A 24,832-nucleotide genomic window follows, 5' to 3' on the forward strand; every position below is an offset into this window, starting at 1 on the left:
TTCAGTTTGTCGAGATTTCGGAAAGCTTGACCGTGCGGCCCTTGTCGATCGAGCGGTAGCCGGCTTCGACCAGCGCCATGGTCTTGACGTTGTCGGCGACGGAGAGCGCCGGCGGCGTGCCGGTCTTCACCGCGTGCTGGAGCTGCTCCATGACGCCAATGAAGGCATGCGGGAACCACATCGTGTCCCAGCTGGGCGTCACCCATTTGCCGTCGGTGGTTTCGGTCGAGGCGTAGGTCAGCGTCGAGGCGGAGCCTGTCGGCCAGCCGATCGTGCCCTTGGCGACACCCTTGGTGCCGTCGACGCGCCAATTGATGTGCTGGTCGTCCTTGTAGCCATCCTGGCGCGGACCGGACCAGACATCTTCCAGCGACACCGCGAGCACGCCGGAGGGAAAGCGCAGCGTCGACACGGTGATGCCGTCGGAATGGTCGAATTTTGTGCGCGGGTCCTTGCGCGTCAGAGTCGTGATCTCGTCGGGATCGCCAAACAGAAAACGCAGCACGTCGAGATGGTGCACGCTCATATTGGCGAGCGTCAGCCGGTCATAGTCCTCGAGAAAAGTCTGCCAGTGCGGGATGGCGTGCATGTCGATCTGCGCGAAGACGATGTCGCCCAGCGCGCCGCTGTCCATGATCTGCTTCAGGACACGCATCGACTGGTCGTAGCGCATGTTCTGGTTGACCGAGAGGATCTTGCCGGCCTTGGCCGCCGCGTCGCGCAACTCGATCGCATCCTCGAGCGACAGCGCCACCGGCTTTTGCGCCAGGATCGCCTTGATGTGCTTTTGCTTCAGCGCATGGCGGATCAGCGCCGGCTGCTGGTCCGGCGGAAAGGCTAGGTCGATGATCTCGACATTTGTGTCCTCGATCAGCTGTTCCGGCGTGTCGTGGACGGTCGGAATGCTCCAGCGCTTGGCGACTTTCTCGGCGCTGGCCTTGGTGCGCGAGGCAATCGCCACCACAGGAAAGCCGGCCTCCTTGTAGGCAGCCAGATGGCATTCGGCCATGATCATGCCGGCGCCGACGCAGCCGATTCTGTATTCCTTCGTGCGGACCTTCACGTCCGGCTCAAAGCCCTTGTTTGTCATCTGGTCCTCCCGAAATTCTTCTCTGAGCGTCGCCGTCAACGTGCCAGCGCTCCCCCGCTCTGTCCGAAATAATGCACGCGGGCCGGCTCGCAGGATATCGCCACCATTGCATCCGGCCTGATGTCGGGCTGACCGCGCAGCAGCGCCCGCAGCCGTGCCTGCCCGGCGGCCAGCGTCACCACCGTATAGCCGCCGAGCGGCTCGACCTCGAACACCCGCGCCGGACGGCTTGACGTCCCATCCACCCATGGCCCGACCTTGATGTCTTCCGGCCTGAGCCCGATCTCGACGGCATCGGTTGGAGCAGCCTTATCAGCGATGCGGATCGTGCCTTCCGCCGCCTCGACGCCGCCGGCGCCGCGCACCGATTTCAGGATGTTCATCATCGGCGAACCGAGCAGTCGCGCCACATAGGTGCTGGCTGGGCGGTCGTAGATTTCGGCCGGCGCGCCGATCTGCCTGATCTTGCCGTTCTCCAGGATGGCGATGCGGTCGGCGACCGACATCGCCTCCTCCTGGTCGTGCGTGACGTAGATCAGCGTCTTGCCGAGTTCGCGCTGGATGCGCTTCAGCTCGACGCGCGTCTCCTCGCGCAGCCGCGCGTCGAGCGCCGAGATCGGATCGTCCATCAGATAGGCATTGGGATCGCGCACCAACGCACGCGCAATCGCTACGCGCTGCCGCTCGCCGCCCGAAAGCTGCGCCGGCGGCTTGTGCAGAATATGACCGATATGCAGCTTGGCGGCGACATCGGCGACGCGCTTTTTGATCTGGAGTTCGGCGACCCCGCGTTCGACCAGCGGGAAGCGCACATTGTCGAGCGCGCTCATATGCGGGAACAGCGCCAGATTCTGGAACACCATGGCCACGTTGCGCTCGGCCAGCGACACCGCATTGACCGGTTTGCCGCCGATCAGGATCTCGCCCGTATCAGGCGCTTCCAGCCCAAGCACCAAGCGTAGGATTGTAGACTTGCCCGACAGCGGCGGACCGAAAAAGCAAAAAAACTCGTTGTCGTTGACCGTGAACGAGGCGTCGTCGACGGCGAGTGTTTTGCCGTAGCGCTTGGTCACATTGCGGAAGACGATGTCGGCCATGGTCTCAGTCCGCTTTCATGGCGCGGCCGGTGGCGGCGTCGAAGATGCGCACCGACTGCGCGGCCGGCGCGAGGATGGCGGTTTGCCCGATCGCCAGGCCGACATCATTGTCGAACACCGCCTTCACGGCGCTCTCACCCTCACCGAGATGGACGATGGTGCGCGCGCCGATCCGCTCGACGAAGGTCACCGGCATCGACAGGCCCGGGCCACGCTGTACCAGTGTCACCTGCTCCGGACGAAAGCCGTAAAACACTTCGCCGCGCGCTCGGCGCACGGAAGCGGCGATATCGTCGGGCAGCGGTGGCGTGGCGCCCAGCGGACCGAGGTCGACGATCAGGCCGCGGTCGCTTTCCGCCAGCCAGCCCTTGAGCAGGTTCATGCCCGGCGCGCCGATGAAGCGGGCGACGAACAGATTGGCCGGATTGTTGTAGACCTCGAGCGGCGTGCCGACCTGCTGCAGCACGCCATGGTCCATGACAGCGATGCGGTCGGCCATGGTCATCGCTTCGAGCTGGTCGTGGGTGACATAGACCATGGTCTGCTTGAACTGGCGCTGCAACTGCTTCAGCTCGGTGCGCATGACGGCCCGGAAGGCGGCGTCGACATTGGACAGCGGCTCGTCGAGCAGGAAGATCGCCGGCTCCATGATCGCCGAGCGGCCAATCGCCACGCGCTGCAGAATGTTGACCGACAGCCGGTCGGCCTTGCGGTCGAGCAGCGGCGTCAGCTGCAGCATCTCGGCAATGGCGCCGACGCGGCGGTCGATCTCGGCTGGCGCCGCGCCGCGCATCCTCGGTCCATAGCCGAGGTTCTGGCGCACCGTCATATGGGTGAAGATGGCATAATTCTGGAACACGAAGCCGACGCCGCGCCGCCCCATCGGCACGCCGGCCATGTCCCGCTCGCCAAACAGGATCTTGCCGCCGGTCGGCTCTTCCATGCCGGCGATCATGTTCATCGTCGTCGACTTGCCGCAGCCCGAGGGGCCGAGCAGCGCCATGAACTCACCGTCGGCGATGGCCAGATCCATGGTCTTCAGCGCGGTGAAGTCGCCGAATTTCTTGACCAGGTTCTGCAAATGGATGGCGCTCATGCCGGCATCTCCGCTGTACGCGCCATGCGCTTCATGGCAAGCACCGCTGCGATCGACAGCACGATCAATATGGCCAGCGCGATCGCCGCGACATAACCCCAGATCAGGTCCTGCGTGGTCAGCTTGTAGATGTAGACCGAGATGGTTTCGGTGGCGACGCCGGGACCGCCGCCGGTCATGATGTAGAGCGTGTCGAAGATCTTGAAGTTCTCGATCACCCGGATCGCCAGCGCGATGATGATGATCGTCTTCATCTTCGGCAGCACGATGGTGACGAAGCGCTGCCACGGATTGGCGCCAAGCAATGTCGCCGCCTTGATCTGGTCCTCCGGCACACCAACCAGGCCGGCGAGCAGGATGAGGAACATCAGCGGTGTCCACTGCCAGATGTCGGCGACCATGACGGCAAACAGCGCCAGCGTCGGGTCCGACAGCCAGGCAATGGTCACCGGAGAACCGGTGAGCGACGACAAGATGTCGTTCACCGGGCCGCCGGACTGGAACAGCATGAAGAACATATAGCCGGCCACCGCCGGCACCACCATCATCGGCATCAGCAGGATCGAATAGAAGATGCGCTTGCCCGGAAACTCGTCGGCAAACAGCGTTGCCAGCGCCAGCCCGAGCAGGAATTCCACCGGCACGCAAACAATCATGACGATGGCCGTGCGCTTCAGCGCGCTCCAGAAGCGCGCATCGGCGGCAAGGTCGGTGTAGTTGGCAAAACTGTTCCACATCGACCAGGCGCTCCACCAGCCGAGGCCCGACAGCGGCGACCAGTCGGTCAGGCTGATGTAGAGCTGCATCAGCAGCGGGAAGACGGCGATGAACAGCACCAGGATCTGCGCCGGCAGCGTCAGCCGAAAGCCGAGTTTTGCGCCATCGTCCCGCTGGGCCGGCTTTGCCTGGACGGCGTCCATGTCGTCCTCCGAAATCGTTGCGGTCACCGCGCTCATTGCTTGAGCGCCCCAAAGGTCAGGCCGCGCACCAGATGGCGCTGGATGGCGATGCCCATGATCACCGGCGGTACCGCGGCGATCAGGCCGAGCGCCGCCTTGGCGCCGTAGAGCTGTCCGGTCATCGAGGATGACAGCGAGGCCATGTAGACGGGGATCGTCACCCATTCGCGCGTCGTCAACAGCAGCGCGATCAGATAGTCCGACCAGTTGAGGATGAAGACGAAGAGCGCTGCGCTCGCCAGCGGAGCGCGCATCATCGGCAGCGTGATGCGGGTGAAGACGCGCCACCGCGAACAGCCCTCGACCAAGGCCGCTTCCTCGATCTCGCGCGGCATGTCGTCAAAAAAGGTCTTCATCAGCCAGAAGGCGAACGGCAGCGTGACGATGCCGTAGATCAGCGATAGCCCCCACCAGCTGTCGGTGAAATTGAGGAAAGCCCACATGATCATGACAGGCGTCATCACCGCCATCGGCGGAAACAGCCTGAGCTGGATCAGCGCCAGCGGCAGGTTCTGGCCCGAGCCGAAGCGCGACAGCCCGTAGGCGGCTGCGGTACCGGCCGACATGGCGATCGCTGTTCCGAACGTGGCCGACAGCAGCGACGACAGGATCGGTTTCAGCGCGTTGCGGTCAAGCGCGACGATCAGATTGTTGGTGGACTCGCCGAAGACGAAGCGAAAATTGCTGAGCGTCGGGTTTTTCGGCCACCATGTCAGCTCGGCGCCGGTTGCCGACCATTCGGCGATCGGCTTGAACGCCATCGACACCATCCACAGGATCGGGATCAACGTCACCGCCATGGCCGCGGCAATCGCCGCATAGCGGAATATGTCGAAGGGAGCGGAACGCTTCATCTGGCTGCTTTGCTGGTGGCGTCGTTTAGCGGAGAGGAGGAGCGACAAGCCCCTCCCCTCCCTTTTGATCCCGGATCAGCTGATCGGATCGAGAACGGTCGGCCAGGCCTCCTTGTTGGTCTTGATGGCTTCGAGAAGCTTGTCCTCGCCGATGCGGCGGGCAATCTTCTTCCACTCGCTCTCGGTGTCGGCCATTGCCTGCTCTGCGGTCTTGGCCTTGGTCAGCGATGCCATCAGGTTCTCGTCCAGCGCATTGTGGAAGGCGGTGGCACCCGGATAGTTGATGGTCGGCACGGTGCGGGCGACCGTCTCGCGCACCACGTCCATGTGGTAGGCGTGATAGGTCTGGCGAACCAGCGGATCGGAGAAGTCCGACAGCCGGAACGGATCGAAATAGCCGCCCGGATTGGCCGTCATCCAGGCATAGATGCGGGCGGAGCCCAGCCATTGCAGCAGGAGATACGCGACCTCCTGGTTTTTCGACTGCGATGAGACCATGCCGGTCAGCGAGAACCACAGCACCGAACGGCTGATCAGCTTGCCGCCGATCTCGCGACCGGGCGGCAGCATGGAGCCGATCTTGCCGGTGACAGCCGAATCCTTGTTGCCGGCATTGTCGAGGAATTTCGGCAGATTGGAGAAGGCGCAGGTCATCGCCGCCCCACCCTTGGCGAAATTGCCATATTGCTCCGGCCAGCCCCACGAGATCGCATCCGGCGAATGATGCGCCAGCGAGGCGATGTATTCGTTGGTGGCGGCAATGCCCTGTTCGGAATTGATCAGCGGCTTGCCGTCTTCGCCGAACAGGAACTGGTTGGGCGACGCCATCGAAACATAGCGCTGATACCAGTTGGTGTAGCCCCAGCCCTGGTTGCGCAGGTCGGTCGAGCCGAACAGGCCCTTGTCCGGGCGCTGGAAGAAGGCGGCGATGTCGCCGTGCTGTTTCCAGGTTTTTGGCGGCGCCAGATCGTAGCCGTATTTGTCCTTGAACGCCTTCTTCTCGGCTTCGTCGCCGAACAGATCGGTGCGGTAGACCCAGGTCTGGAAGTCGCCGTCCAGCGACACGCCATAGGTCGAACCGCGATATTTGTTGAGCAGCGACACGCCCTTGGCGCCGTCGACATAGCCGGTCTTGGGGTCGTCCCACTCCGGCTTGTACTGGGCGACAAAGTCGTCGAGCTTGGCGATGCCGCCGGTTTCGGCGAGGTCGCCGAGGCGGTTCCATTCCGTCGAGTAGATGTCGTAGGCCCCACCCTTGGTGGAGATGTCCTGCATCGTCTTGGTGAATTCCTGGCCGTTCGGCAGGCCGACGATTTCGATCGGAATGCCGGTTTCCTTTTCCCACAGATCCTTGATCGACGGCGCACCGGCCGGGAACGGCTGCGTCAGCTGGCCGATCGAGCCATCCGAGAGGCCGAGCACGATCTTGGCCGGTGCCTTGCCGGCGCCCTTCAGCGCCTTGGCCGCCTCGATGGCGCGGCCTTCCGGCGTGTCGGCGCCATACTGATAGCGCTCGGCGCCGTCGAAGCCGGTCGGGCCGCCGATCATGCCCGGCGCCAGCGCGTCGGCCGCAAAGGCGCGGCCGGGGCGAATGAATTGCGGGGCGATACCTGCCGCGGCCACGAAGACGGCCGCCTTTCCACCGGACGCCAGCAAACGGCGCCGCGACATGCGGATCAAATCAGACATTGAAAACTCCTCCCTCAGAGCCTTGTTCCTCCATGGCTCCGATGATTGATATTGACGGCACTATGCAAAGGCTGTCAACATCATAAATAATCAAAAAACATCATAACATCGCATACAGGGAGAGAAAATGCCTTACACCGATCACCAGTCACCCCTCTCGATGCCTGTATTTGATGGGAAAATGCGGCTCGCCTCACACGCGCGGCTGGGCCGCATGATTTGGTTTAGCGCAATGGCTTGCGCATCGGCCAAGGCCGGTTACATCATTTCCCATCAGAATCGCGGACAGCGATGAACCGTCATCCGAGTCCGGGTTGCGCGATTTTGATGCTTTTGCTGAGGTGATCGACAGTGCGGTCCACGCTGACAGACATAGCCCGGGAAGCCGGTGTCTCCCCGGCCACAGTCGACCGTGTGCTCAACAACCGTGCCGGCGTTCGGGCGCGCACCCGCGAAGTCGTGCTCGAGACGGCACAGCGGCTTGGCTACATCGCGGAAAATTCGAACAGCCCGGTGCCGCGCAGCGCCTTCTCCGGCGACGTCATCCGGCTCGACTTCGCGCTTCCGGCCGGCACAAACTCCTTCATCAAGATGCTGCATCGCCACATCGAGGCGCAGGCGCAGGCGCGGCCCGATCTCGACGTCCATGTCTCCACCATTGAAGGGTTCAATCCGGACCGGCTCGCCCGCCTGCTGCAGGATTTGCGCGGCCAGACGCAAGGTGTCGGCGTCATCGCGCTCGACCACCCGACGGTGCGCGAGGCGATCCGCTCGCTGTCGGCCAACGACATCAAGGTCGTCACCATCGCCTCCGACATCCAGCATGTGCCGAGGGTCGCCTATATCGGCATCGACAACCGCGCCGCCGGGCGACTGGCCGGCTATCTGCTCAACCGCTTCATGGGATCAGGGCGTGCAGGCAAGGTGGCGTTGTTCGCCGGCTCGCTCTCCTATCGCGGCCATGAGGAACGGGAGATGGGTTTCCGCCACATACTGACGGAGGAATCGCCGAACCTGCAGATCGTCGAAATGCGCGAAATGCTCGACGACCGCGAGAAAGCCTATTCGGAGGCGTCCGCCCTTTTGGAGCGCCATCCGGATCTCGCCGCGATCTACAATGTCGGCGCCGGCAACACTGGCATTGCCCGCGCGCTGAAGGAGCGCGGCCGCGAACATTCGACCGTGTTTCTCGGCCATGAAGTAACGGACGGAACCAAGGACCTGCTGCTCGACGGCACGCTCGACGCGGTCATCGACCAGAACCCGCGCGTCGAGGCCCGCGAGGCGCTCAACACGCTGACCCATGCAGTGAAAGGCCTGCCCTACGAACTGCACCAGCCCCGGCTGCAGGTGATCTTCAGGGAAAACATCCCGGAGATTTGAGCAGTAGAAGGCTTGGCCGGATCCTATCCGGCGATCAGCACCGTGCTCTCCGGCGACCAGCGAAGCACCACGTCCTGCCCTTCGGCCAGCCGCTCGATGCCGGTGTTCTGGACGATGACCTTCAGCGTCTGGCCGGCCCGTTCGACGAAATAGGTGCTGTTGTTGCCGGCAAAGATACGCTTGGACACCTGCCCCTTGAGCATGTTGGCGTTGACCGCATCCGGCGCCCCCGCATCGGTGGCGATGCGGATGCGTTCGGGCCGCACCGCGCAGCTCGCCTTGGCCCCGGCGGCGAGCTTTGCACCTGCCCCGGCGGCGATCGCCGTGCCGTCGGCCAAGCGGATGCCATTGCCGGTGGTGTCGCCGCGAAAAATGTTGGCGTCGCCGAGGAAGGTGGCGGCGAATTCGCTCTTCGGCCGGTCGTAGATTTCCTCCGGCGGCCCTTCCTGCACCAGCCTGCCGTCGCGCAATATGCCGATGCGATCGCTCATCGTCAGCGCCTCTTCCTGGTCGTGGGTGACGAAGATGGTGGTGATGCCGATCTCGCGCTGGATGCGCTTCAGCTCGATCTGCATGTCGACGCGCAACGCCTTGTCGAGCGCGCCGAGCGGCTCGTCGAGCAACAGCACGCGCGGTTTGGTAACGATGGCGCGCGCTAGTGCGACGCGCTGGCGCTGGCCGCCGGAGAGTTGGTGCGGCCGGCGCTCGCCAAGCTTGCCGAGTTGGACGAGATCGAGCGCGCGCTGCACTTCGGTCGCGATTGTCGACTTCGGCTCGCCCCGCACCGACAGTCCGAAGGCGATATTGTCGGCGACGCTCATGTTGGGAAACAGCGCATAGTTCTGGAACACCATGCCGATGCGCCGCTTTTCGACCGGCACGCGCTCGACGCTTTCGCCACCGATGGCGATGCGGCCGGCGTCCGGAAAATCGAAGCCGGCGATCTGGCGCAACAGCGTCGTCTTGCCGCTGCCCGATGGGCCGAGCAGCGCGTAAAAGCCGCCATCGGCGAAATCGATCGAGACGTCGTCCAGCGCCTTGTGCGCGCCGAAACTGCGGGAGATGTTCGCTACCTGGACGCCAGCCATTATTTCTCTCCGCCGAATTTGAAGAAGCGTGCCGTGAGCAGCATCAGCGCCATCGACACCACGATGATGATCGTCGACACCGCGTTGATCTCGGGCGTGAAGCCCTTGCGGATCGCGGCGTAGATTTCGACCGGCAGCGTCGTCTGGCCGGGTGTCGCCAGGAAGTAGGAGACGACGAACTGGTCGAACGACACGGCAAACGCGAACAAGCCGCCCGCGATGACGCCGGGCATGATCCATGGCAGCGTCACGCGGGCTGTGACCTGCCACTGATTGGCGCCGAGCGACCGCGCCGCCTCTTCCAGTTCCGGCGCAAAAGTCTGCAGCCGGGCCGATACGACGACGATGACATAGGGCAACGCCAGCGCCACATGGCCGAGCAGGATGGCGAACAGGCCGCGCCCGATGCCGACGCCGAAGAAGAAGATCAGCATCGCCGTGCCGGTGATCAGCCACGGAATGGCGATCGGCGGAAACAGCAGCGCCTGCAGGAATTTCTTGCCGCGGAAGTCGTAGCGGTAGAGCGCCAGCGATGCTGCCGAGCCAAGCACCACGCAGATGATGGTGGTGATCACTGCGATCTCCAGGCTGTTCCAGGTGGCAGCGATGAGCTGGTCGTTCTGCCAAAGCGAAGCGTACCATTCCGTCGTCCATTCGAACGGCAGCTGATAGAACGGCGAGACGTTGAGCGACATCAGCGCCATGATGATGATCGGCAGATAGAGGAAGGTGAGCAGCAGGCCGATATAGAAGCGGCCGAGCCCTTCGAGGACGCGGGTCGTCATCATCACGCGGCCCTCTTGAGCACCGGCGAGGCAACCGCCAGGATCACCAGCACGACCGCCAGCAGGATGAAGGACAAAGCCGCCCCCAGCGGCCAGTTGAATACTGCGACGAACTGGTCCTCGATGATCGTTCCGTAGAACGTGCCGGTGCGCCCGCCAAGAATGCGCGGCTCCATGAAAGAGCCGACAACCGGCACGAAGATCAGCGCAGCACCCGCCACCAGTCCGGGCATCGACAGCGGGATGATCACCCGCTTCAGCACCTGCAACCGCGAGGCGCCGAGCGAGCGTCCGGCCTCGATCAGCGAGTCGTCAATTGCTTGCAGCGTTAAATAGCAGGTCAGCACCATGTAGGGCACGTAGGAGTGCACCAGACCGATGATGACGGCCGGGTAGGAATACATCAGATCGATGTTGATCTTGAACGGCAGCACCGCATTGAGCGCCGTGTCGAGAATGCCGCCCTCGCGCAAAACCATCGCCCATGAGAAAATGCGCACCAGCCCGTTCGACCAGAACGGCAGGATCACGAGCAGGAAGATCGCCTCGCGGCTGCGGCCCTTCAGCACCTTGGCCAGCACATAGGCCGCAGGATAGCCGATGATGACGCACCACAGCGTCACTTCGAGGCCGAGCCTGAGCGAGGCGAGCAGCAGCGTCAGGTAAAGGCTTTGCGAGAAGAAGGCGGCATAGTTGCCGAGCGTAAAAGCCCATGGCTTTCCCGACAGCGGCAGGTCGGTCATGAAGGAGAAGAACACCATGGCCGAAAGCGGCAGGAAGATCGCCGCCGTCAGCCAGAGATAGGCCGGCGCCAGGAGCGGCAGCGCCGAACTCAGCCCGCTGCGCGACGTACCCTGCGCTGCCATGGTAACCCTCCTCCCAGGATTGAAAGACCAGCCGGCGCGAACCGCCGGCTGGCCGGGACGTAAGCTTTACTTCACGTCGACCTTGAGCTGCTGCCACAGCGCCAGATAGGCTTCGCGCTGTTTGTCGGTGATCGGCGCCTGGAACTGGATGCGTTTGGCAACCTCGGGATCGCCCATCACCTTGCGGTTGAAGGCATCCTCCGGCAGCGCTTCCACCGCCTTGGTGTTGGCGGAGACGGGAGCGCCGACCTTGGTGACCCATTCGACATAGAATTTCGGGTCGATCATGTAGTTGATGAAGGCTTCGGCGCCCTCGACATTCTTCGAACCGGCCGGAATGGAGAAAGCATCGAGCCAGGCGACGGCGCCCTCCTGCGGGATGACCAGCGAGACCGGCAGCTTGAAGTGGGTCTTGGCGCGGTCGGCCGAACCGCTCCAGTAGGTGCCGATGTCGATCTGGTTGGAGGCGACCATCTGGTTCCAGTCGTTCTCCGAGCTCCAGAAGGTCTTGATCTGCGGCATCAGCGAGGTCAGCTTCGCCTTGACCGCCTCCATATCCTTGATGTCGTTGATATTCTGGCCGGTGGCGATGGCCCCGAACTGGACCGCCTCGACGGCGTCGTCGCGAATGACTACGCGGCCCTTATGCGCGGCATTCCACATTTCGGCGATTGATGTCGGCGGCTTGTCGAAGGACTTTTCGTTGATGGCAAGCGCCGTCAGCCCCCACACCCACGGCACGCCATAGACCTTGCCGTCATGGTCGAGCATCGGCGAGCTCGCTTTGTCCGGGCTGATATTGGCATAGTTGGAAAGCTTCGACACATCGATCGGCTGGATCAGCTTTTCCGCCATCGCCTGGTCGTTGAAGGCGGCATTGATCATGACGACGTCGTAGAGCCCCGGGTTGGTCCGGATCTTGGTCAGCATTTCCTGTTCGGAATTGAAGAAGTCGTTGATGACCTTGTTGCCGGTCGCCTTCTCGAAGGCTTCGACGGCCCACGGCTCGTCGGCGCCGTAGCCCTTCCAGTTGAGCACGTGCACTTCGCCGGCGCTGGCCGCCAGCACCGAGGCGATGACGGAGGTTGCAGTCAGGAAAGCGGTCAGTCTGGGCATACGCATGTTCGTTCCTCTCATTGTTTGCCCGGTTGGCGGGGCATGTTTAGGCCTGTTGCTTCCGGCCATGCTCGTGATCATCGGCATGGCTCAGGAATGTCTGGATCTCTCTGTCCGTCGGCGCCGATGACCCGCCTTGGCGAGTGACCGAAAGCGCCGCCGCCGCATTGGCGTAGCGCGCCGCCTCGAAAGCCGGCACCCCGCGTGACAATGCGCTGACGAAAGCGCCGATATGGGTGTCGCCGGCGCCATTGGTGTCGATTGCATCGACCTTGAAGCCGGGAATGGTTTGCGCACTGCCGTCAGCCAACTGCACGAAGCAGCCCTTCGGGCCGGCGCGAATGACAACGCCTTCGGCCTTCGGGCAATGATCGGCGAGAAGTCGGCGTGCGAGGGTTTCGACATCGCCAAGGCCGGCGATCTCGGCCGCTTCGGTCGTGTTGCAGCTCAACCAAGTCGTGCCGGCAAGCACCCGCGACAGGATTGGGCGCGGAATGTCCGCAATGATTGGCGTCGGATCGAACACAAACGGAATATCTGCTGGCAGCGCCTCGATCCAGTCGGTCAGCGCGTCGCGGCTGCCGGGATAGCTCAGCGTGTAGCCTGAGGTGAACACCCAGTCGCCGGATGCCGCGACCACGGGCGCCATCATGGCGAGGCTGAGAATGCCCTCCGCGCCGGGCCAAGAGACGAAGGTGCGTTCGGCATCGCTCGAGATCATGGCGACGCAATTGCCGCTGTCCATCGCAGATGATGGCGGCGTCAGCGTTTCGATACCCTCGCCCGCAAGCGCAGCGCGCAGGAAATCGCCATTTGGTCCGCTGCCGAGTTGGCCGCCGAACACAACCGTCATGCCGGTGCGGCTGGCCGCAACCATCATGTTGAAGCCGCCGCCGGCGACCTGCGCATAACTTGAAGCTGTCTTCTCCGTACCAGGCGCCGGCAACACATCGATGCGGTAGACATGGTCGACCACCGCGCTGCCGACATGGACGAGGCGCCCGCTCATGCCGCGGCGTCCTTGCCGGAGCCGGTCTTGTCCGTGCGGCCCTTGAACACCCTTGCTGCAACCAGATCGGCTGCCAGCGTCCGAACCTCGGCCATGTCGATACCCCTAAGGCCGGCGATCCGGTCCTGCGGCAATTGCGAAAAGCCGATGCAGGCCCCAGCCATGCCTGCGGCAATGGCACCGATCGTGTCGGTGTCGCCGCCGAGATTGGCGCTGATGACAGCGGCCTTCCAGGGATCGCCGTTGGAGACTTCCAGCACCGCGAAGGCGGCCGGGACCGATTCCTGGCTGGCGACGCCGGTGCCGACCAGGTCGGTGATCAGCCGGATCGCATCCCTCGTCGCCTTGCCGCGCACGAGCTCCTGCGCCAAGACTATGCGTGCGGCGATGTCGCCGCCGGTCACCCAGTGGCCGACCTTGGCCCCTCGCCTCGCCGCCGCGACGGCGCTGTCGGAAGCAGCACGCCAGTCGCCGCCGGCGACGCCGCGACTGACAGCGGCCGCGACCGCGGCGGCCGAGGCAATGGCGATCGAGGTGTTGTGCGTGGCACGGCAGGTCTCCGCCACTTTGGCCACAAACGCATCGAGCGGCTCCAGCGGCATCATGATGCCGACAGGCGCGATGCGCATGGCCGCGCCATTGGTGTCGCCGCTGCGCCCGGCTTCTTCGGCCGGCACACCATTGTTGATGGCATCGATGGCGCGCTTGCTCGACGGTCCCAGCAGATCATAGCTGCCGCGTGCCTTGACCTCGCGTTCCCAGTCGAGCAGCGCATTGACCCAGCGCGCATGGTCGAAACGGTCGCCGGATTCGACAAGAATGCGGCCGAGCAGCAGCGCCTGTTCGGTGTCGTCGGTGATGGTGCCGGCCACGAGCCCCTTGGACACCGGATGGTCGGCGAAAGGCGCGACGAAATCCTCGACATGGCCATAGAGTTCGGCAATACGGGCCGGCGACAAAAGCTGCGTCGGCATGCCGAGCGCATCGCCCAGCGCCCCACCGACAAGCGCGCCCAGCGCGCGATCAACGACCTTGTCGGCTGCATCCGGCATCGCTCAAAACCTCATATGCAGCGCAAAATGCGCCGGGTTGAGCAGGCTGGTGACATACTCGATCGGCCGGTCGTCTGCGGCGCGCGTCAGCCGTCGCCCGCGCAGGAAGGGCGTGCCTTGCGGGCAGCCGAGAATGGCCGCGTCCTCGGCGTTGAGCATCTCGATGCCGACCCATTCCTCGCCATGGTCGGGAATGAGCCCGGCGGCCCGCAGCGTCTGGTGCAACGAGCCTTCGCGCAAGCCGCGCAGCGGCACATCCTCGAGTTCAGGCGACAGCGGCAGCCGGCTGCGCTCGATGGAGATTGCATGGCCGTCGCTGGCATTGGTGCGCACCCGGTCGACGGCGATGAAGAACGGGCTTTCGATGCCAAGTAGCGCGGCAAGATCGGCATCCTCGATCACTTCCAGCCGCAGCGTCCGCGTCTCGGCATTGGCGCCGGCATTGGCCAGCGCCCGGGACCAGCCGATGCTGTCATCGACTGGCTTGCCGTCGAAGGTGACGAAGGAACCAATGCCGACCTTGGTGGTGATCAGCCCGCGGCTGGACAGTTCTTCAAGGCCTTTGCGAACCGTGTTGCGGCTGACGGAGAAGCGCTGGACGAGCTCGTTTTCGCTTTGCAGGCGGTCGCCGAAGCCAAGCACGCCGGAGCGGATTTCATGTTCGAGAACGGTGGCGATCTGCTCGGGCTTGCCCGTGCCGGGAGACAGTTGAACTGCGCGCCGCTTCATATGGGTACCTGTTCAGTGAACCTGTATAGTCCTGTTCAATATTGGAGTTTTGACGTGAGGTCAACGGGATTCGTTGGGAGTGCATGCGCTGCTCCTCACCTGCCTGCCGGCACTCTCCCCGTAAACGGGGCGAGTGGCGCTCTCATCGACGATTTCGCCACTTCACCAACATTCAGAAATAAAGCCGGCAATGCGGGGGCCAGCCTCTTTCTTCCCCGTAAACGGGGAGAAATGCCCGGCAGGGCAATGAGGGCGGTACGCGTTTAGGCGATTAGCCTGCTGCTTAAACGAAGAAGAATTCTTCGATACGCCGTTTCGCCTTGCCCAGCTCCGGCAGGACATCCCGTTCCATCGCCTCGACGGAAAACCGCGCCGATTGGGTCGAGACGTTGATCGCCGCGACGGTCTTGCCGGCGCGATCACAGATCGGCACGGCGATCGAGCGCAGGCCGAGCTCCAGTTCCTCATCGACGATGGCAAAGCCACCCGCCCTCGCGGCGTCGATCGCCTTGCTGAGGGCTGCGCGGCTGGTGATCGTCTTCGGCGTCCGCCGCTCGATCCTTGCTTCGGCAAGGAAGGCCTTCAGTTCGTCCGGCGCGAGCCCCGCAAGCAGAACCCGCCCCATCGAGGTGCAATGCGCCGGCAGCCTGGTGCCGACATCGAGCGATACGCTGAGGATGCGCCGGCCGGGGATGCGCGCGACATAGACGACATCCTCGCCCGACAGCACCGCCGCATTGCAGGCCTCGTTGAACTGCCCTGCCACCTCTCGCAGGATCGGCGTCGCGAAGCTCCACAGCGAAGCGCCGCCAAGCCAGGTCCGCACAATGGTCAACAGGCGCGGCGAAAGCGAAAACAGCCGGCCGGATTGCCTCGCATAACCGGTAGCGGTCAGCGTCAGCAGAAATCGGCGCGCGCCAGCGCGAGTCAGCCCCGCCTCTTCCGCCATCTCGGTCAGCGTCAAGCCCGCCGGATGCCGGGCAAGGATCTCCATGACCGCAAGGCCGCGTTCCAGCGAACCGACATGGTCGCGCGTCGTTCCCTCGTCGTCCATGCGGCCTCCGCGAAACAATGCGTCGCCATTGACTCATCGCGGCGACCTGATGTAAATGTATTGCATACAAAACAAATGTTCGCAATACGAACTTTTGGAGTTTCCTGCGATGGTCAAATTCCTGCCGCTCAGTGAGGCCGTGGCCGAGAATCTGCATGATGGCGACGCGGTCGCTTTCGAGGGTTTTACCCATCTGATCCCGACGGCGGCGGCGCATGAGGCGATCCGCCAGGGCTTTCGCGATCTCACGCTGATCCGCATGACCCCCGACCTGATCTACGACCAGATGATCGGCATGGGCATGGCGAAGAAGATCATCTTCTCCTATGTCGGCAATCCCGGCGTCGGCCTGCTGCGGCGCGCCCGCGACGCCATCGAGAACAGCTTTCCCCGGGCGATCGAGATCGAGGAGCACAGCCATGCCGGCATGGCCAACGCCTATGAGGCGGGCGCGGCCGGACTGCCCTGTGCGGTGTTTCGCGGCTATCGCGGCGCTGGGCTTGTCGCCGTCAATCCGAACATCAAGTCGGTCACTTGTCCGTTCACCGGCGAAGTGCTGGCGGCGGTTCCCTCGATCCGCCCGGACGTCACCTTCATCCACGCCCAGAAGGCCGACAAAAAAGGCAATGTGCTGGTCGAAGGCATTGTCGGCATCCAGAAGGAAGCGGTGCTGGCAGCAAAACGCGCCGTGGTGACGGTGGAGGAAGTGGTCGACAATTTCGACGACCTGCACCCCAATCTGACCGTGCTGCCGCGCTGGACCATCGCTGCGATATCGGTGGTGCCCGGCGGCTCCCATCCCTCCTACACGCACGGCTATTATGCGCGTGACAACGCCGCCTATCTCGAATGGGACGAGATCGCCGCCGACCGTGAAAAATTCCAGGCCTGGATGCAGGCCAATGTCATCGAACGCACGGCCGATGATTTCGCGGCCCGAGTCGAACATCTGAGGAGCGCGGCATGAGCGGCTTCACCCCCAATGAGATGATGACCATCGCCGCCAGCCGCGCCTTGAAGAACGACGATGTCTGCTTCGTCGGCATCGGCGCGCCGTCGGCCGCCTGCAACGTCGCGCGGCTGACGCATGCGCCCGACATCACGCTAATTTATGAAAGCGGCACCATCGGCACCGCGCCCGATGTTTTGCCGCTGTCGATCGGCGACGGTGAACTCTGCGACACCGCCGTCACCACCGTCTCGGTGCCCGAAATGTTCCGCTACTGGCTGCAGGGCGGCCGCATCTCCATCGGCTTCCTCGGCGCGGCGCAGCTCGACAAGTTCGGCAACATTAACACCACCGTCATCGGTGACTATGCGCATCCCAAGACCCGCCTGCCCGGCGGCGGCGGTGCGCCGGAGATCGCCACCTCATCGAAGGAGATCTACATCACCATGGCGCAATCGAAGCGCGGCATGGTCGAAAAGATCGACTTCTTCACCTCCTTCGGCCATGGCGACGGCGGCGACCATCGCCGACACCTCGGCATCGACACATCAGGGCCGACGCTGCTGATCACCGACCTCGCCATCTGGAAGCCCGACCCGGTGACCAAGGAATTCACCGTGGTGTCGCTGCATCCCGGCGTGACGCGCCAACAGGTGCAGGACACTTGCGGCTGGACGGTGAGATTTGCCGATGCGCTTGAAGAGACGCCGGCGCCAACAGCGCTGGAACTGACGACATTGCGCGACCTGCAGGCCCGCACCAAGGCGGCGCACGAGGGAAGCGGAAAACAAAAGGCCGCATGACATGACCGAGGCCTTCATCTGCGACTACATCCGCACCCCGATTGGCCGCTTCGGCGGCTCGCTTTCCTCAGTGCGCGCGGACGACCTCGGCGCCATCCCGCTGAAGGCGCTGATCGAGCGCAATGCCGGCATCGACTGGCAGGCGGTTGACGATGTCGTCTATGGCTGCGCCAACCAGGCCGGCGAGGACAATCGCAATGTGGCGAGGATGTCGCTGCTGCTGGCCGGCTTGCCGAAGGAGGTTTCCGGCTCGACCGTCAATCGCCTCTGCGGTTCCGGCATGGATGCCGTCACCATCGCCGCCCGCGCCATCAAATCGGGCGAGGCCGAATTGATGATTGCCGGTGGCGTCGAATCGATGAGCCGCGCGCCCTTCGTCATGCCCAAGGCCGAGACCGCCTTTTCGCGCAATGCCGAGATTTACGACACCACCATCGGCTGGCGCTTCATCAACCCGCTGATGAAGAAACAGTACGGCGTCGATTCCATGCCCGAGACCGGCGAGAACGTCGCCGAGGATTTTTCGGTGTCGCGCGCCGACCAAGATGCGTTCGCCGCGCGCAGCCAGGACAAGGCCGTCGCCGCGCAAGCCAATGGCCGGCTGGCGAAGGAGATCACTCTGGTGACGATCCCGCAGAAAAAGGGCGATGCGGTCATCGTCTCCAAAGATGAACATCCTCGCGCCGGAACCACGGTCGAGTCCTTGGCCAAATTGCCGACGCCGTTCCGCCAAGGCGGGACGGTCACCGCCGGCAATGCGTCCGGCGTCAACGATGGCGCCGCGGCGCTGATCATCGCGTCGGAAGCGGCTGTGAAAAAATACGGACTGACGCCGATCGCCCGGATCCTCGGCGGCGCCGCCGCCGGCGTGGCGCCACGCATCATGGGCATCGGCCCGGCGACGGCGACGAAAAAGCTCTGTGCCCGTCTCGGCCTGACGCCGCAACAATTCGATGTCATCGAACTCAACGAAGCTTTCGCCTCGCAAGGTATCGCCGTGCTGCGCCAACTCGGCATCGGCGAGGACGCGGACTACGTCAATCCCAATGGCGGCGCCATCGCACTTGGCCACCCGCTCGGCATGTCGGGCGCGCGCATCACCGGTACCGCGGCGCTGGAGCTGCGCGAGCGCGGCGGCCGTTATGCGCTGGCCACCATGTGCATCGGCGTCGGCCAAGGCATCGCAGTGGCGCTCGAGCGCGTTTGAGATCGCACCGCCCTCAATACGGTAAACCGACATAGTTCTCGGCCAGCGCGGTCGACGCCGCCTGCGAATGCACGAGATAGTCGAGTTCGGCCTCCTGGATGCGCTGGCCGAACTCGCCGGTATCGGGAAAGCGATGGAGCATCGTCGTCATCCACCAGGAAAAGCGTACCGCCTTCCACACTCGCGCCAGCGCCTTAGCCGAATAGGCGTCGAGCCCACCCAGTGATTTGTCCAGGTAGAATTCGCGAAGTCCGGCAAAGAGATAGCGCACGTCGCTGGCAGCGAGGTTGAGCCCCTTGGCGCCGGTCGGCGGCACGATGTGGGCGGCGTCCCCGACCAGGAACAGCCGGCCAAAGCGCAGCGGCTCGGCAACGAAGGAGCGCAGCGGCGCGATCGACTTTTCGAAGGACGGGCCTGTAACGACGGCGGCAGCCGTCCGTTCCGGCAGGCGGCGGCGCAACTCATCCCAGAAGCGGTCGTCGCTCCACGCCTCGACGCGCTCGTCCGCCGGAACCTGCACATAGTAGCGGCTGCGATGGGTCGAGCGCATCGAGCACAGCGCAAAGCCGCGCTCGTGATTGGCGTAGACCAGTTCGTGATCGGCCGGCGGCACCTCGGCCAGCACGCCGAGCCAGCCGAACGGATAGGTGCGCTCAAAGGTTTTCAACACGCGCTCAGGCACTGATTTGCGGCTGACGCCGTGATAGCCATCACAGCCGGCGATGAAATCGCAGCCGATGCGGAGGCTGACGCCATCCTTGTCATAGGTGACGAAGGGCGCTTCGCCGTCGAAACCATGCAGCGCGACATTGGCCGCCTCGTAGACCGTGGTGAGCCCCGCCGCCTCGCGCTTGTCCATCAGGTCGTGCGTCACTTCTGTCTGGCCATAGACGGTGACGTGCTTGCCACCAGTCAGCGCCGACAGGTCGAGTCGGTGCAGGCTGCCGCCGAAGGCAATCGAGATGCCGGCATGCGGCAGGCCTTCGGCATGCAGCCTTGCAGCCGCGCCCGCCTCCTCCAGCAATTCGACCGTGCCCTGTTCGAGCACCCCTGCCCGCACACGGCCAAGCACGTGCTCCCGGCTCGAACGCTCGAGGATCACCGTCTCGACGCCGATGCCGCTGAGCAGTTGGCCGAGCAGCAGGCCAGACGGCCCGGAACCGACAATGACGATCTTTGTACGCATCAGTGCCCCAGGCTTTCGATCTCTCCGGCGAGCTCCGCGGCGAGCCGTAGTGCAGCTGCGGTCGCAACCGCCATTTGCGGCAGAAGCAGCCACTCCAGCGTCCACGCCGCGCCCGAGCGCTCCTGCTCGTGCACCAGCGCCTGGTGCACGCCGGAAAGCTGCGTGGCGTTGAAGCGCGCCAGCGCCACCAGCGCTTCGGCCTTCACCGGGTTCTGCTTGTGCGGCATGGCCGACGAGCCGCCGCCGCCGGACAGTGTGATCTCAGAGCCGGCCTGCGCCATCAGCGCAATGTCCTGGCCGAACTTGCCGAGGCCGCCGGTGATGAGCGACAGCAAGCTGGCGAATTCGGCCAGCGCATCGCGCTGGCTGTGCCATTGCGGCGCGTCGCCAAGGCCGAGTTTTGCGGCAAGGGCCGCGCGCACCGCAGGGCCCTTGTCGCCGAGCTTTTCCAGCGTGCCGGCGGCGCCGCCAAATTGCACTACGAGCAAACGTGGCGACTGTTGCGACAATCTCTGCTGATGCCGCTGTAGCGGTGCACGCCACGCTGCGACACGGTCCGACACTTTTATTGGGATCGCCACCTGCATCCGTGTCATCCCGGCCAATGTCCTGCCCCCGAAACGCTCTTCCAACGCCGTCAGCCGCACGATGTTTTCAATCAGCAAGAGATCGAGATGGTCGATCACGCGGCGCAGCCGAAGCGCCAGGCCAGTGTCGATGACATCCTGGCTGGTTGCGCCGAAATGCACGCTGGCCTCGTGCGGCGCGCCGACCGCTGCCTTCAACTGGCGCACCAGTTCCGGCACGATCACGCCGTCTTTTGCCACGCCGGCCCGTAGCCGCGCCGTATCCGGCTTGTAGGACAACAGGACAGACACGATCGCGGCCGCGGCGTCCTTGCCGATGATCCCGCTTTCGGCTTGCGCTTCCGCCAGCGCGCGCTCGAAATCGAGCATGGCGGCGATTTCGGCATCGGCGGAAAAATACCGCACCGCCTCCTCGTCGCCGAGCAGGCCGGACAGCAGCGGATGGTCGAAGGGCGATACGGTCATGCGAGGGGCCTCCTAGCTGTCGAAGAAGACCGTTTCCTTCTCCCCCTGGAGATGGACGTCGAAACTATAGATATCGCCTTGCCGCTCGGCGATCAGCGTCGGCACGCGCACCCTGTGCTCGATGCGGGCGAGGATCGGGTCCTCGGCATTGGCCTTCTCCTCGTCGGAGAAATAGAGCCGTGTGTGGAGGCCGATATTGATGCCCCGCGCCACGATCCACAGGCTGATATGCGGCGCCATAAGCCGCCCGTCGCCAAACGGCACGCGGCCCGGCTTGATCGTCTCGAAGCTGCACAGGCCGGTTTCCATGTCGGTCGGCTGACGGCCCCAGCCCTGAAAATCCGGATCGGCATCGCCGCGTAATTCGGCCGGCGAATTGTAGAAGCCATTGGCATCCGCCTGCCAGATTTCGATCAGCGCGTCCCTGAGCGGCGTGCCGGTGCCATCGAGCACGCGGATGCGCAAACCGATGCGCTCGCCCTTGGTCTTGTCGTTGAGCATGGTCGCGCCAAGGTCCGTGGCATACACGCCGCCAATGCCGCCGAAATTCGGCGTCAGCCCGATATGGACATAAGGCCCCGCGGTTTGCGACGGGCTCTCCTTCAGCCGGGTGAGAGCCTGCGCCATCAATTGCCCTCCGCCCGGTTTTCGAACAGCGAGGCGCGACGTCCGCGCAGCACGATGTCGAACTTGTAGGCACGCGCGTCGAACGGGATCGTTGCCTGCATGTCGAGCGCGGCGATCAACGTCTCCACAGCCGCCTTGTCGCGGATCCCGCCCACGATCGGACAACGCCAGATCAGCGGATCGCCCTCGAAATACATTTGCGTGATCAGACGTTGCGCAAAGCCGTGGCCGAACACCGAGAAATGGATGTGCGACGGCCGCCAGTCATTGGGGTCGTTCGGCCAGGGATAGGGACCGGGCTTGACGGTGCGAAAGGCATAGCTGCCATCAGCGTCGGTGATGGTGCGGCCGCAGCCGCCGAAATTCGGATCGAGCGGCGCCAGATACCCGTCCTTCTTGTGGCGGTAGCGGCCGCCGGCATTGGCCTGCCAGAATTCGAGCAGCGCGCCCGAGACGCCAACGCCGCGCTCGTCGAGCACGCGCCCATAGACGATGATGCGCTCGCCGATGGCGCTCTCGCCGGGCCTGGCGAAATTGTGGATGAGGTCGGCATCGAGTTCGCCCAGAATGGCGTGGCCGAACACCGGGCCGGTGATTTCCGATGCCGTGTTGTCGAAGGCCAGCAGCGCCTTCTGAGGCGAGCGCAGCACCGATGTCTTGTAGTCCGGCGTCAGCGCCGGCGGATGCCAGTTGCGGTCGCGCTGGAAGAAGGCGCCGGTCTCGGGCCTGCGGTTCGAGCCGGCATCAACTGGCATGGCCATTCCTGCTTCCGTCCATTTCCGAAAACACCTCCTTGGCGATCCTGAAGGCGCGGTTGGCCGCCGGCACGCCGGCGTAGATCGCGACATGCAGGAACGCTTCGCAGATGTCGTCACGCGAGGCGCCGGTGTTGGCGGTGGCGCGCACATGCATGGCGACCTCTTCATCATGGCCGAGTGCGGCGAGCAGGGCCAGCGTCACGATCGAGCGCTCGCGCTTGCTGAAACCCGGCCGCGCCCACACCGTCCCCCAGGCTGCCTCGGTGATCAGCTCCTGGAACGGCCGGTCGAAATCGGTGACGGCATCCTCGCTGCGGTCGACATGCGGGTCGCCGAGCACCGAGCGCCGCACCGTCAGACCGGTCCGGTATCTGGTCGTGGTCTTGGACACTTCATCCATGGATCTGCTTTCTCTGAGGAAGCGACGCGAGAAATTCTCGGATCAGGGCGGTCAGCGCACCGGGCTGCTCGACGCAAGGAATGTGGCCGGCATCCCGGATGATCTCGAAGCGCGCGCCGGGAATGAGTTCGGCCAGCCAGCGAACCAGGTCCGGCGGCGTCGAGCCGTCCTGGTCACCGACGACGCAAAGCGTAGGCACCGCGATAGCCTGAGCGACCTCGGTGAAATCGGCGTCGCGCACTGCGGCGCAGGTGCCGATATAACCGGCGACGGCTTGCCGGGTCATCATGTTCCAGTAGCCGTCAAGCTCGGCGATCCGGTCCGTGTGGAAGGCCGGAGTGAACCACAGTTTAAGCACTGCGTCGGCGATGGCCTGGATGCCTTTGCTTTCGACGGTTGCTATGCGGGTGTTCCAGCTGTCGGCGGTGCCGATCTTGTGCGCCGTGTCACATAGGATGAGACCGTCGACGATGTCGGGGCGCCTTGCATAGAACCCTTGCGCGACCAGACCGCCGACCGAAAGGCCGCAAAGCACGACATTGGTCAGCCCGAAATGATCGATGAGGCCGGAGAGATCATCGACATGATCGTCAATCGAGGTGATGCCGCCAATATCGGAGAGCCCGTGGCCGCGCTTGTCGTAAACCAGCAAGGGCATGTCAGCGTTCAAGTCAGACACCACTTCGTCCCAGATGCGGAAGTCGGTACCGAGCGAATTGATAAACACGACTGGCCGCGCGTCCCCATTCGCCTTGAAGTTGCGATGGTGGAGCGTGATGCCGCCAATGTTGACGAATGGCACGATTTCGATCCTCCGTGTTCACATTGCACAAGGCATTTGGTTTGGTAAAATGATATTTTGCGCCGTTTCATTAACTGGGAGGTTACGAGAACCATGTCCGAAAGCCGCATAAGGTTCCGTCACCTGCAGGCATTCCTTGAGGTAGCGCGGCAAGGCAGCGTGGCGAGGGCGGCCGATTTTCTTCATGTCAGTCCGCCGGCGGTGACCAAGACATTGCGCGAACTGGAAGAGGCGCTTGGCATCGCAGTCGTCGAACGCGACGGCCGCGGCATAAGGGTGACACGGCTCGGCGAAATCTTCCTCGGTCATGCCGGCACGGCGATCACCGCCTTGAAGCGTGGCGTCAATTCCGTCCGCCAGGACGGCGCCATCAACCGCCATCCGATCCGCATCGGCGCGCTGCCCACAGTGTCGGCCAGGGTCATGCCGCTCGCCATGAGTCTGTTCCTGAGTGAAAATACGGGAGCGGCGATCAAGATCGTCACCGGTGAGAATGCCGTGCTGCTCGAACAGTTGCGTGTCGGCGCGCTCGATCTTGTTGTCGGCCGGCTGGCGGCACCGGAAAACATGACCGGCTTCTTCTTCGAGCATCTCTATTCCGAACAGGTTCTGTTCGTGGTGCGGGCCGGCCACCCCTTGGCGCAGCCGGGCCAGGACATCTTCGCCCGCCTCGATGAGTTCCCGGTGCTGATGCCGACCCGGGAATCGGTCATCCGCCCGTTCGTCGACCGCCTGTTCATCACCAATGGCATGACCGCGCCGGCGACCGAAATCGAGACCGTCTCGGATTCCTTCGGCCGCGCCTTCCTGCGGCAAAGCGATGCCGTCTGGATCATCTCGACCGGCGTCGTCGCCAATGAAATCTCCAGCGGCGCCTTCGTCGCTCTGCCGGTCAACACCGAAGAGACCAAGGGACCTGTCGGGCTGACGATGCGCACCGACACGGCCCCCTCGCCGGCCTTCGCCATCCTGCTGAAAACCATCCGCGAGGCGGCCAGCCGAGGCGGCTGAGGCAGTTGTCGTTACGAGGGGCAAGGCAATCAGGTCAGTCGCCGGCAGCCTGTGGGAATGCGCAAGTCTCCTAACCCATGGGTTAATAAAAAACCGCAAAATATCATTTTACCAAACCAAACACCTAAGGCAGTGTGGCAATGGGAGGATCGAAATCGTGCCGTTTGCCG

General features: G+C 63.8%; 25 protein-coding genes. 5 read left to right on the forward strand and 20 right to left on the reverse strand.

From position 1 onward, the window contains the following. Position 1: 1 nt before the first annotated feature. The 6 genes from ACYHH6_RS27745 to ACYHH6_RS27770 all read right to left on the reverse strand — a co-directional run bounded on the left by ACYHH6_RS27745 (position 2) and on the right by ACYHH6_RS27770 (position 6,785). Positions 2 to 1,090 (reverse strand): Gfo/Idh/MocA family protein, encoded by a 1,089-nt coding sequence (locus ACYHH6_RS27745; RefSeq protein ID WP_352583696.1) that lies wholly within the window; start codon positions 1,088 to 1,090, stop codon positions 2 to 4. Between the two features lie 35 nt (positions 1,091 to 1,125). Then, positions 1,126 to 2,187, reverse strand: a complete 1,062-nt coding sequence (locus tag ACYHH6_RS27750; protein ID WP_352583694.1) for an ABC transporter ATP-binding protein — start codon at positions 2,185 to 2,187, stop codon at positions 1,126 to 1,128. Positions 2,188 to 2,191: 4 nt separating this feature from the next. After that, positions 2,192 to 3,283: an ABC transporter ATP-binding protein gene (locus ACYHH6_RS27755; RefSeq protein WP_352583692.1), complete on the reverse strand. Its 1,092-nt coding sequence runs from the start codon at positions 3,281 to 3,283 to the stop codon at positions 2,192 to 2,194. Beyond that, a complete protein-coding gene (locus tag ACYHH6_RS27760; RefSeq protein WP_352583690.1) occupies positions 3,280 to 4,239 on the reverse strand; it encodes a carbohydrate ABC transporter permease in 960 nt (319 codons plus the stop codon). The genes ACYHH6_RS27755 and ACYHH6_RS27760 overlap by 4 nt, the downstream gene beginning before the upstream one ends. Then, positions 4,236 to 5,096 (reverse strand): carbohydrate ABC transporter permease, encoded by an 861-nt coding sequence (locus ACYHH6_RS27765; RefSeq protein WP_352583688.1) that lies wholly within the window; start codon positions 5,094 to 5,096, stop codon positions 4,236 to 4,238. Before ACYHH6_RS27765 ends, ACYHH6_RS27760 begins: the two co-directional genes overlap by 4 nt. 75 nt (positions 5,097 to 5,171) lie before the next feature. After that, a complete protein-coding gene (locus tag ACYHH6_RS27770; protein ID WP_352583686.1) occupies positions 5,172 to 6,785 on the reverse strand; it encodes an extracellular solute-binding protein in 1,614 nt (537 codons plus the stop codon). Between the two features lie 351 nt (positions 6,786 to 7,136). Between ACYHH6_RS27770 and ACYHH6_RS27775 the strand changes: the two genes are divergently transcribed. Further along, on the forward strand, positions 7,137 to 8,168 hold the full coding sequence (locus ACYHH6_RS27775; RefSeq protein WP_352583684.1) for a LacI family DNA-binding transcriptional regulator: 1,032 nt from the start codon (positions 7,137 to 7,139) through the stop codon (positions 8,166 to 8,168). A 23-nt stretch (positions 8,169 to 8,191) separates the two neighbouring features. Here ACYHH6_RS27775 and ACYHH6_RS27780 read toward each other — a convergent pair whose 3' ends face one another. The 8 genes from ACYHH6_RS27780 to ACYHH6_RS27815 form a co-directional block, all read right to left on the reverse strand. Further along, positions 8,192 to 9,256 carry an ABC transporter ATP-binding protein gene (locus ACYHH6_RS27780; RefSeq protein WP_352583682.1) on the reverse strand — a complete coding sequence of 355 codons (1,065 nt, stop codon included), beginning with the start codon at positions 9,254 to 9,256 and terminating at the stop codon, positions 8,192 to 8,194. Next, positions 9,256 to 10,044 (reverse strand): ABC transporter permease, encoded by a 789-nt coding sequence (locus ACYHH6_RS27785; protein WP_112560253.1) that lies wholly within the window; start codon positions 10,042 to 10,044, stop codon positions 9,256 to 9,258. Before ACYHH6_RS27785 ends, ACYHH6_RS27780 begins: the two co-directional genes overlap by 1 nt. Further along, complete coding sequence (locus ACYHH6_RS27790; protein ID WP_112560252.1) at positions 10,044 to 10,907, reverse strand: ABC transporter permease; 864 nt, start codon at positions 10,905 to 10,907, stop codon at positions 10,044 to 10,046. Before ACYHH6_RS27790 ends, ACYHH6_RS27785 begins: the two co-directional genes overlap by 1 nt. Before the next feature lie 66 nt (positions 10,908 to 10,973). Beyond that, positions 10,974 to 12,029, reverse strand: a complete 1,056-nt coding sequence (locus ACYHH6_RS27795; protein ID WP_352559840.1) for an ABC transporter substrate-binding protein — start codon at positions 12,027 to 12,029, stop codon at positions 10,974 to 10,976. 40 nt (positions 12,030 to 12,069) lie between these two features. After that, positions 12,070 to 13,032 carry a PfkB family carbohydrate kinase gene (locus ACYHH6_RS27800; RefSeq protein WP_352583680.1) on the reverse strand — a complete coding sequence of 321 codons (963 nt, stop codon included), beginning with the start codon at positions 13,030 to 13,032 and terminating at the stop codon, positions 12,070 to 12,072. Further along, positions 13,029 to 14,084 carry an ADP-ribosylglycohydrolase family protein gene (locus tag ACYHH6_RS27805; protein WP_352583678.1) on the reverse strand — a complete coding sequence of 352 codons (1,056 nt, stop codon included), beginning with the start codon at positions 14,082 to 14,084 and terminating at the stop codon, positions 13,029 to 13,031. The genes ACYHH6_RS27800 and ACYHH6_RS27805 overlap by 4 nt, the downstream gene beginning before the upstream one ends. 3 nt (positions 14,085 to 14,087) lie before the next feature. Further along, positions 14,088 to 14,813 carry a GntR family transcriptional regulator gene (locus ACYHH6_RS27810; RefSeq protein ID WP_023815836.1) on the reverse strand — a complete coding sequence of 242 codons (726 nt, stop codon included), beginning with the start codon at positions 14,811 to 14,813 and terminating at the stop codon, positions 14,088 to 14,090. Positions 14,814 to 15,096: 283 nt separating this feature from the next. Further along, positions 15,097 to 15,867 (reverse strand): IclR family transcriptional regulator domain-containing protein, encoded by a 771-nt coding sequence (locus ACYHH6_RS27815; protein ID WP_352583676.1) that lies wholly within the window; start codon positions 15,865 to 15,867, stop codon positions 15,097 to 15,099. A gap of 109 nt (positions 15,868 to 15,976) precedes the next feature. On the opposite strand from ACYHH6_RS27815, the gene ACYHH6_RS27820 reads away from it, so the two are divergent. The 3 genes from ACYHH6_RS27820 to pcaF are packed head-to-tail and all read left to right on the forward strand — an operon-like array spanning position 15,977 to position 18,826. Next, positions 15,977 to 16,834 carry a CoA transferase subunit A gene (locus ACYHH6_RS27820; protein WP_352583674.1) on the forward strand — a complete coding sequence of 286 codons (858 nt, stop codon included), beginning with the start codon at positions 15,977 to 15,979 and terminating at the stop codon, positions 16,832 to 16,834. Then, a complete protein-coding gene (locus ACYHH6_RS27825) occupies positions 16,831 to 17,619 on the forward strand; it encodes a CoA-transferase subunit beta (protein WP_352583672.1) in 789 nt (262 codons plus the stop codon). The genes ACYHH6_RS27820 and ACYHH6_RS27825 overlap by 4 nt, the downstream gene beginning before the upstream one ends. A gap of 1 nt (position 17,620) precedes the next feature. Then, complete coding sequence (gene pcaF, locus ACYHH6_RS27830; RefSeq protein ID WP_352583670.1) at positions 17,621 to 18,826, forward strand: 3-oxoadipyl-CoA thiolase; 1,206 nt, start codon at positions 17,621 to 17,623, stop codon at positions 18,824 to 18,826. Positions 18,827 to 18,839: 13 nt separating this feature from the next. Here the strand turns inward: pcaF and pobA are convergent, their stop codons facing one another. Genes pobA through pcaD form a run of 6 tightly spaced genes read right to left on the reverse strand, consistent with a single transcriptional unit; the run spans position 18,840 to position 23,651 of the window. Continuing rightward, positions 18,840 to 20,012 (reverse strand): 4-hydroxybenzoate 3-monooxygenase, encoded by a 1,173-nt coding sequence (pobA, locus tag ACYHH6_RS27835; protein ID WP_352583668.1) that lies wholly within the window; start codon positions 20,010 to 20,012, stop codon positions 18,840 to 18,842. After that, positions 20,012 to 21,064: a 3-carboxy-cis,cis-muconate cycloisomerase gene (locus ACYHH6_RS27840; RefSeq protein ID WP_352583666.1), complete on the reverse strand. Its 1,053-nt coding sequence runs from the start codon at positions 21,062 to 21,064 to the stop codon at positions 20,012 to 20,014. The genes pobA and ACYHH6_RS27840 overlap by 1 nt, the downstream gene beginning before the upstream one ends. A gap of 12 nt (positions 21,065 to 21,076) precedes the next feature. Further along, positions 21,077 to 21,691, reverse strand: coding sequence for a protocatechuate 3,4-dioxygenase subunit alpha (pcaG, locus tag ACYHH6_RS27845; RefSeq protein WP_352583664.1), 615 nt, complete (start codon positions 21,689 to 21,691; stop codon positions 21,077 to 21,079). Then, positions 21,691 to 22,446: a protocatechuate 3,4-dioxygenase subunit beta gene (gene pcaH, locus ACYHH6_RS27850; RefSeq protein WP_352584322.1), complete on the reverse strand. Its 756-nt coding sequence runs from the start codon at positions 22,444 to 22,446 to the stop codon at positions 21,691 to 21,693. The genes pcaG and pcaH overlap by 1 nt, the downstream gene beginning before the upstream one ends. Next, complete coding sequence (gene pcaC, locus ACYHH6_RS27855) at positions 22,436 to 22,849, reverse strand: 4-carboxymuconolactone decarboxylase (protein WP_192259462.1); 414 nt, start codon at positions 22,847 to 22,849, stop codon at positions 22,436 to 22,438. The genes pcaH and pcaC overlap by 11 nt, the downstream gene beginning before the upstream one ends. Continuing rightward, positions 22,842 to 23,651: a 3-oxoadipate enol-lactonase gene (gene pcaD, locus ACYHH6_RS27860; RefSeq protein ID WP_352583662.1), complete on the reverse strand. Its 810-nt coding sequence runs from the start codon at positions 23,649 to 23,651 to the stop codon at positions 22,842 to 22,844. The genes pcaC and pcaD overlap by 8 nt, the downstream gene beginning before the upstream one ends. A gap of 93 nt (positions 23,652 to 23,744) precedes the next feature. Between pcaD and pcaQ the strand changes: the two genes are divergently transcribed. Then, entirely contained in the window at positions 23,745 to 24,662 is a 918-nt protein-coding gene (gene pcaQ / locus ACYHH6_RS27865; RefSeq protein WP_488500493.1) for a pca operon transcription factor PcaQ, read from the forward strand. Positions 24,663 to 24,832: the final 170 nt, after the last annotated feature.

The sequence above is a fragment of the Mesorhizobium sp. P171375 genome, from assembly GCF_057786075.1.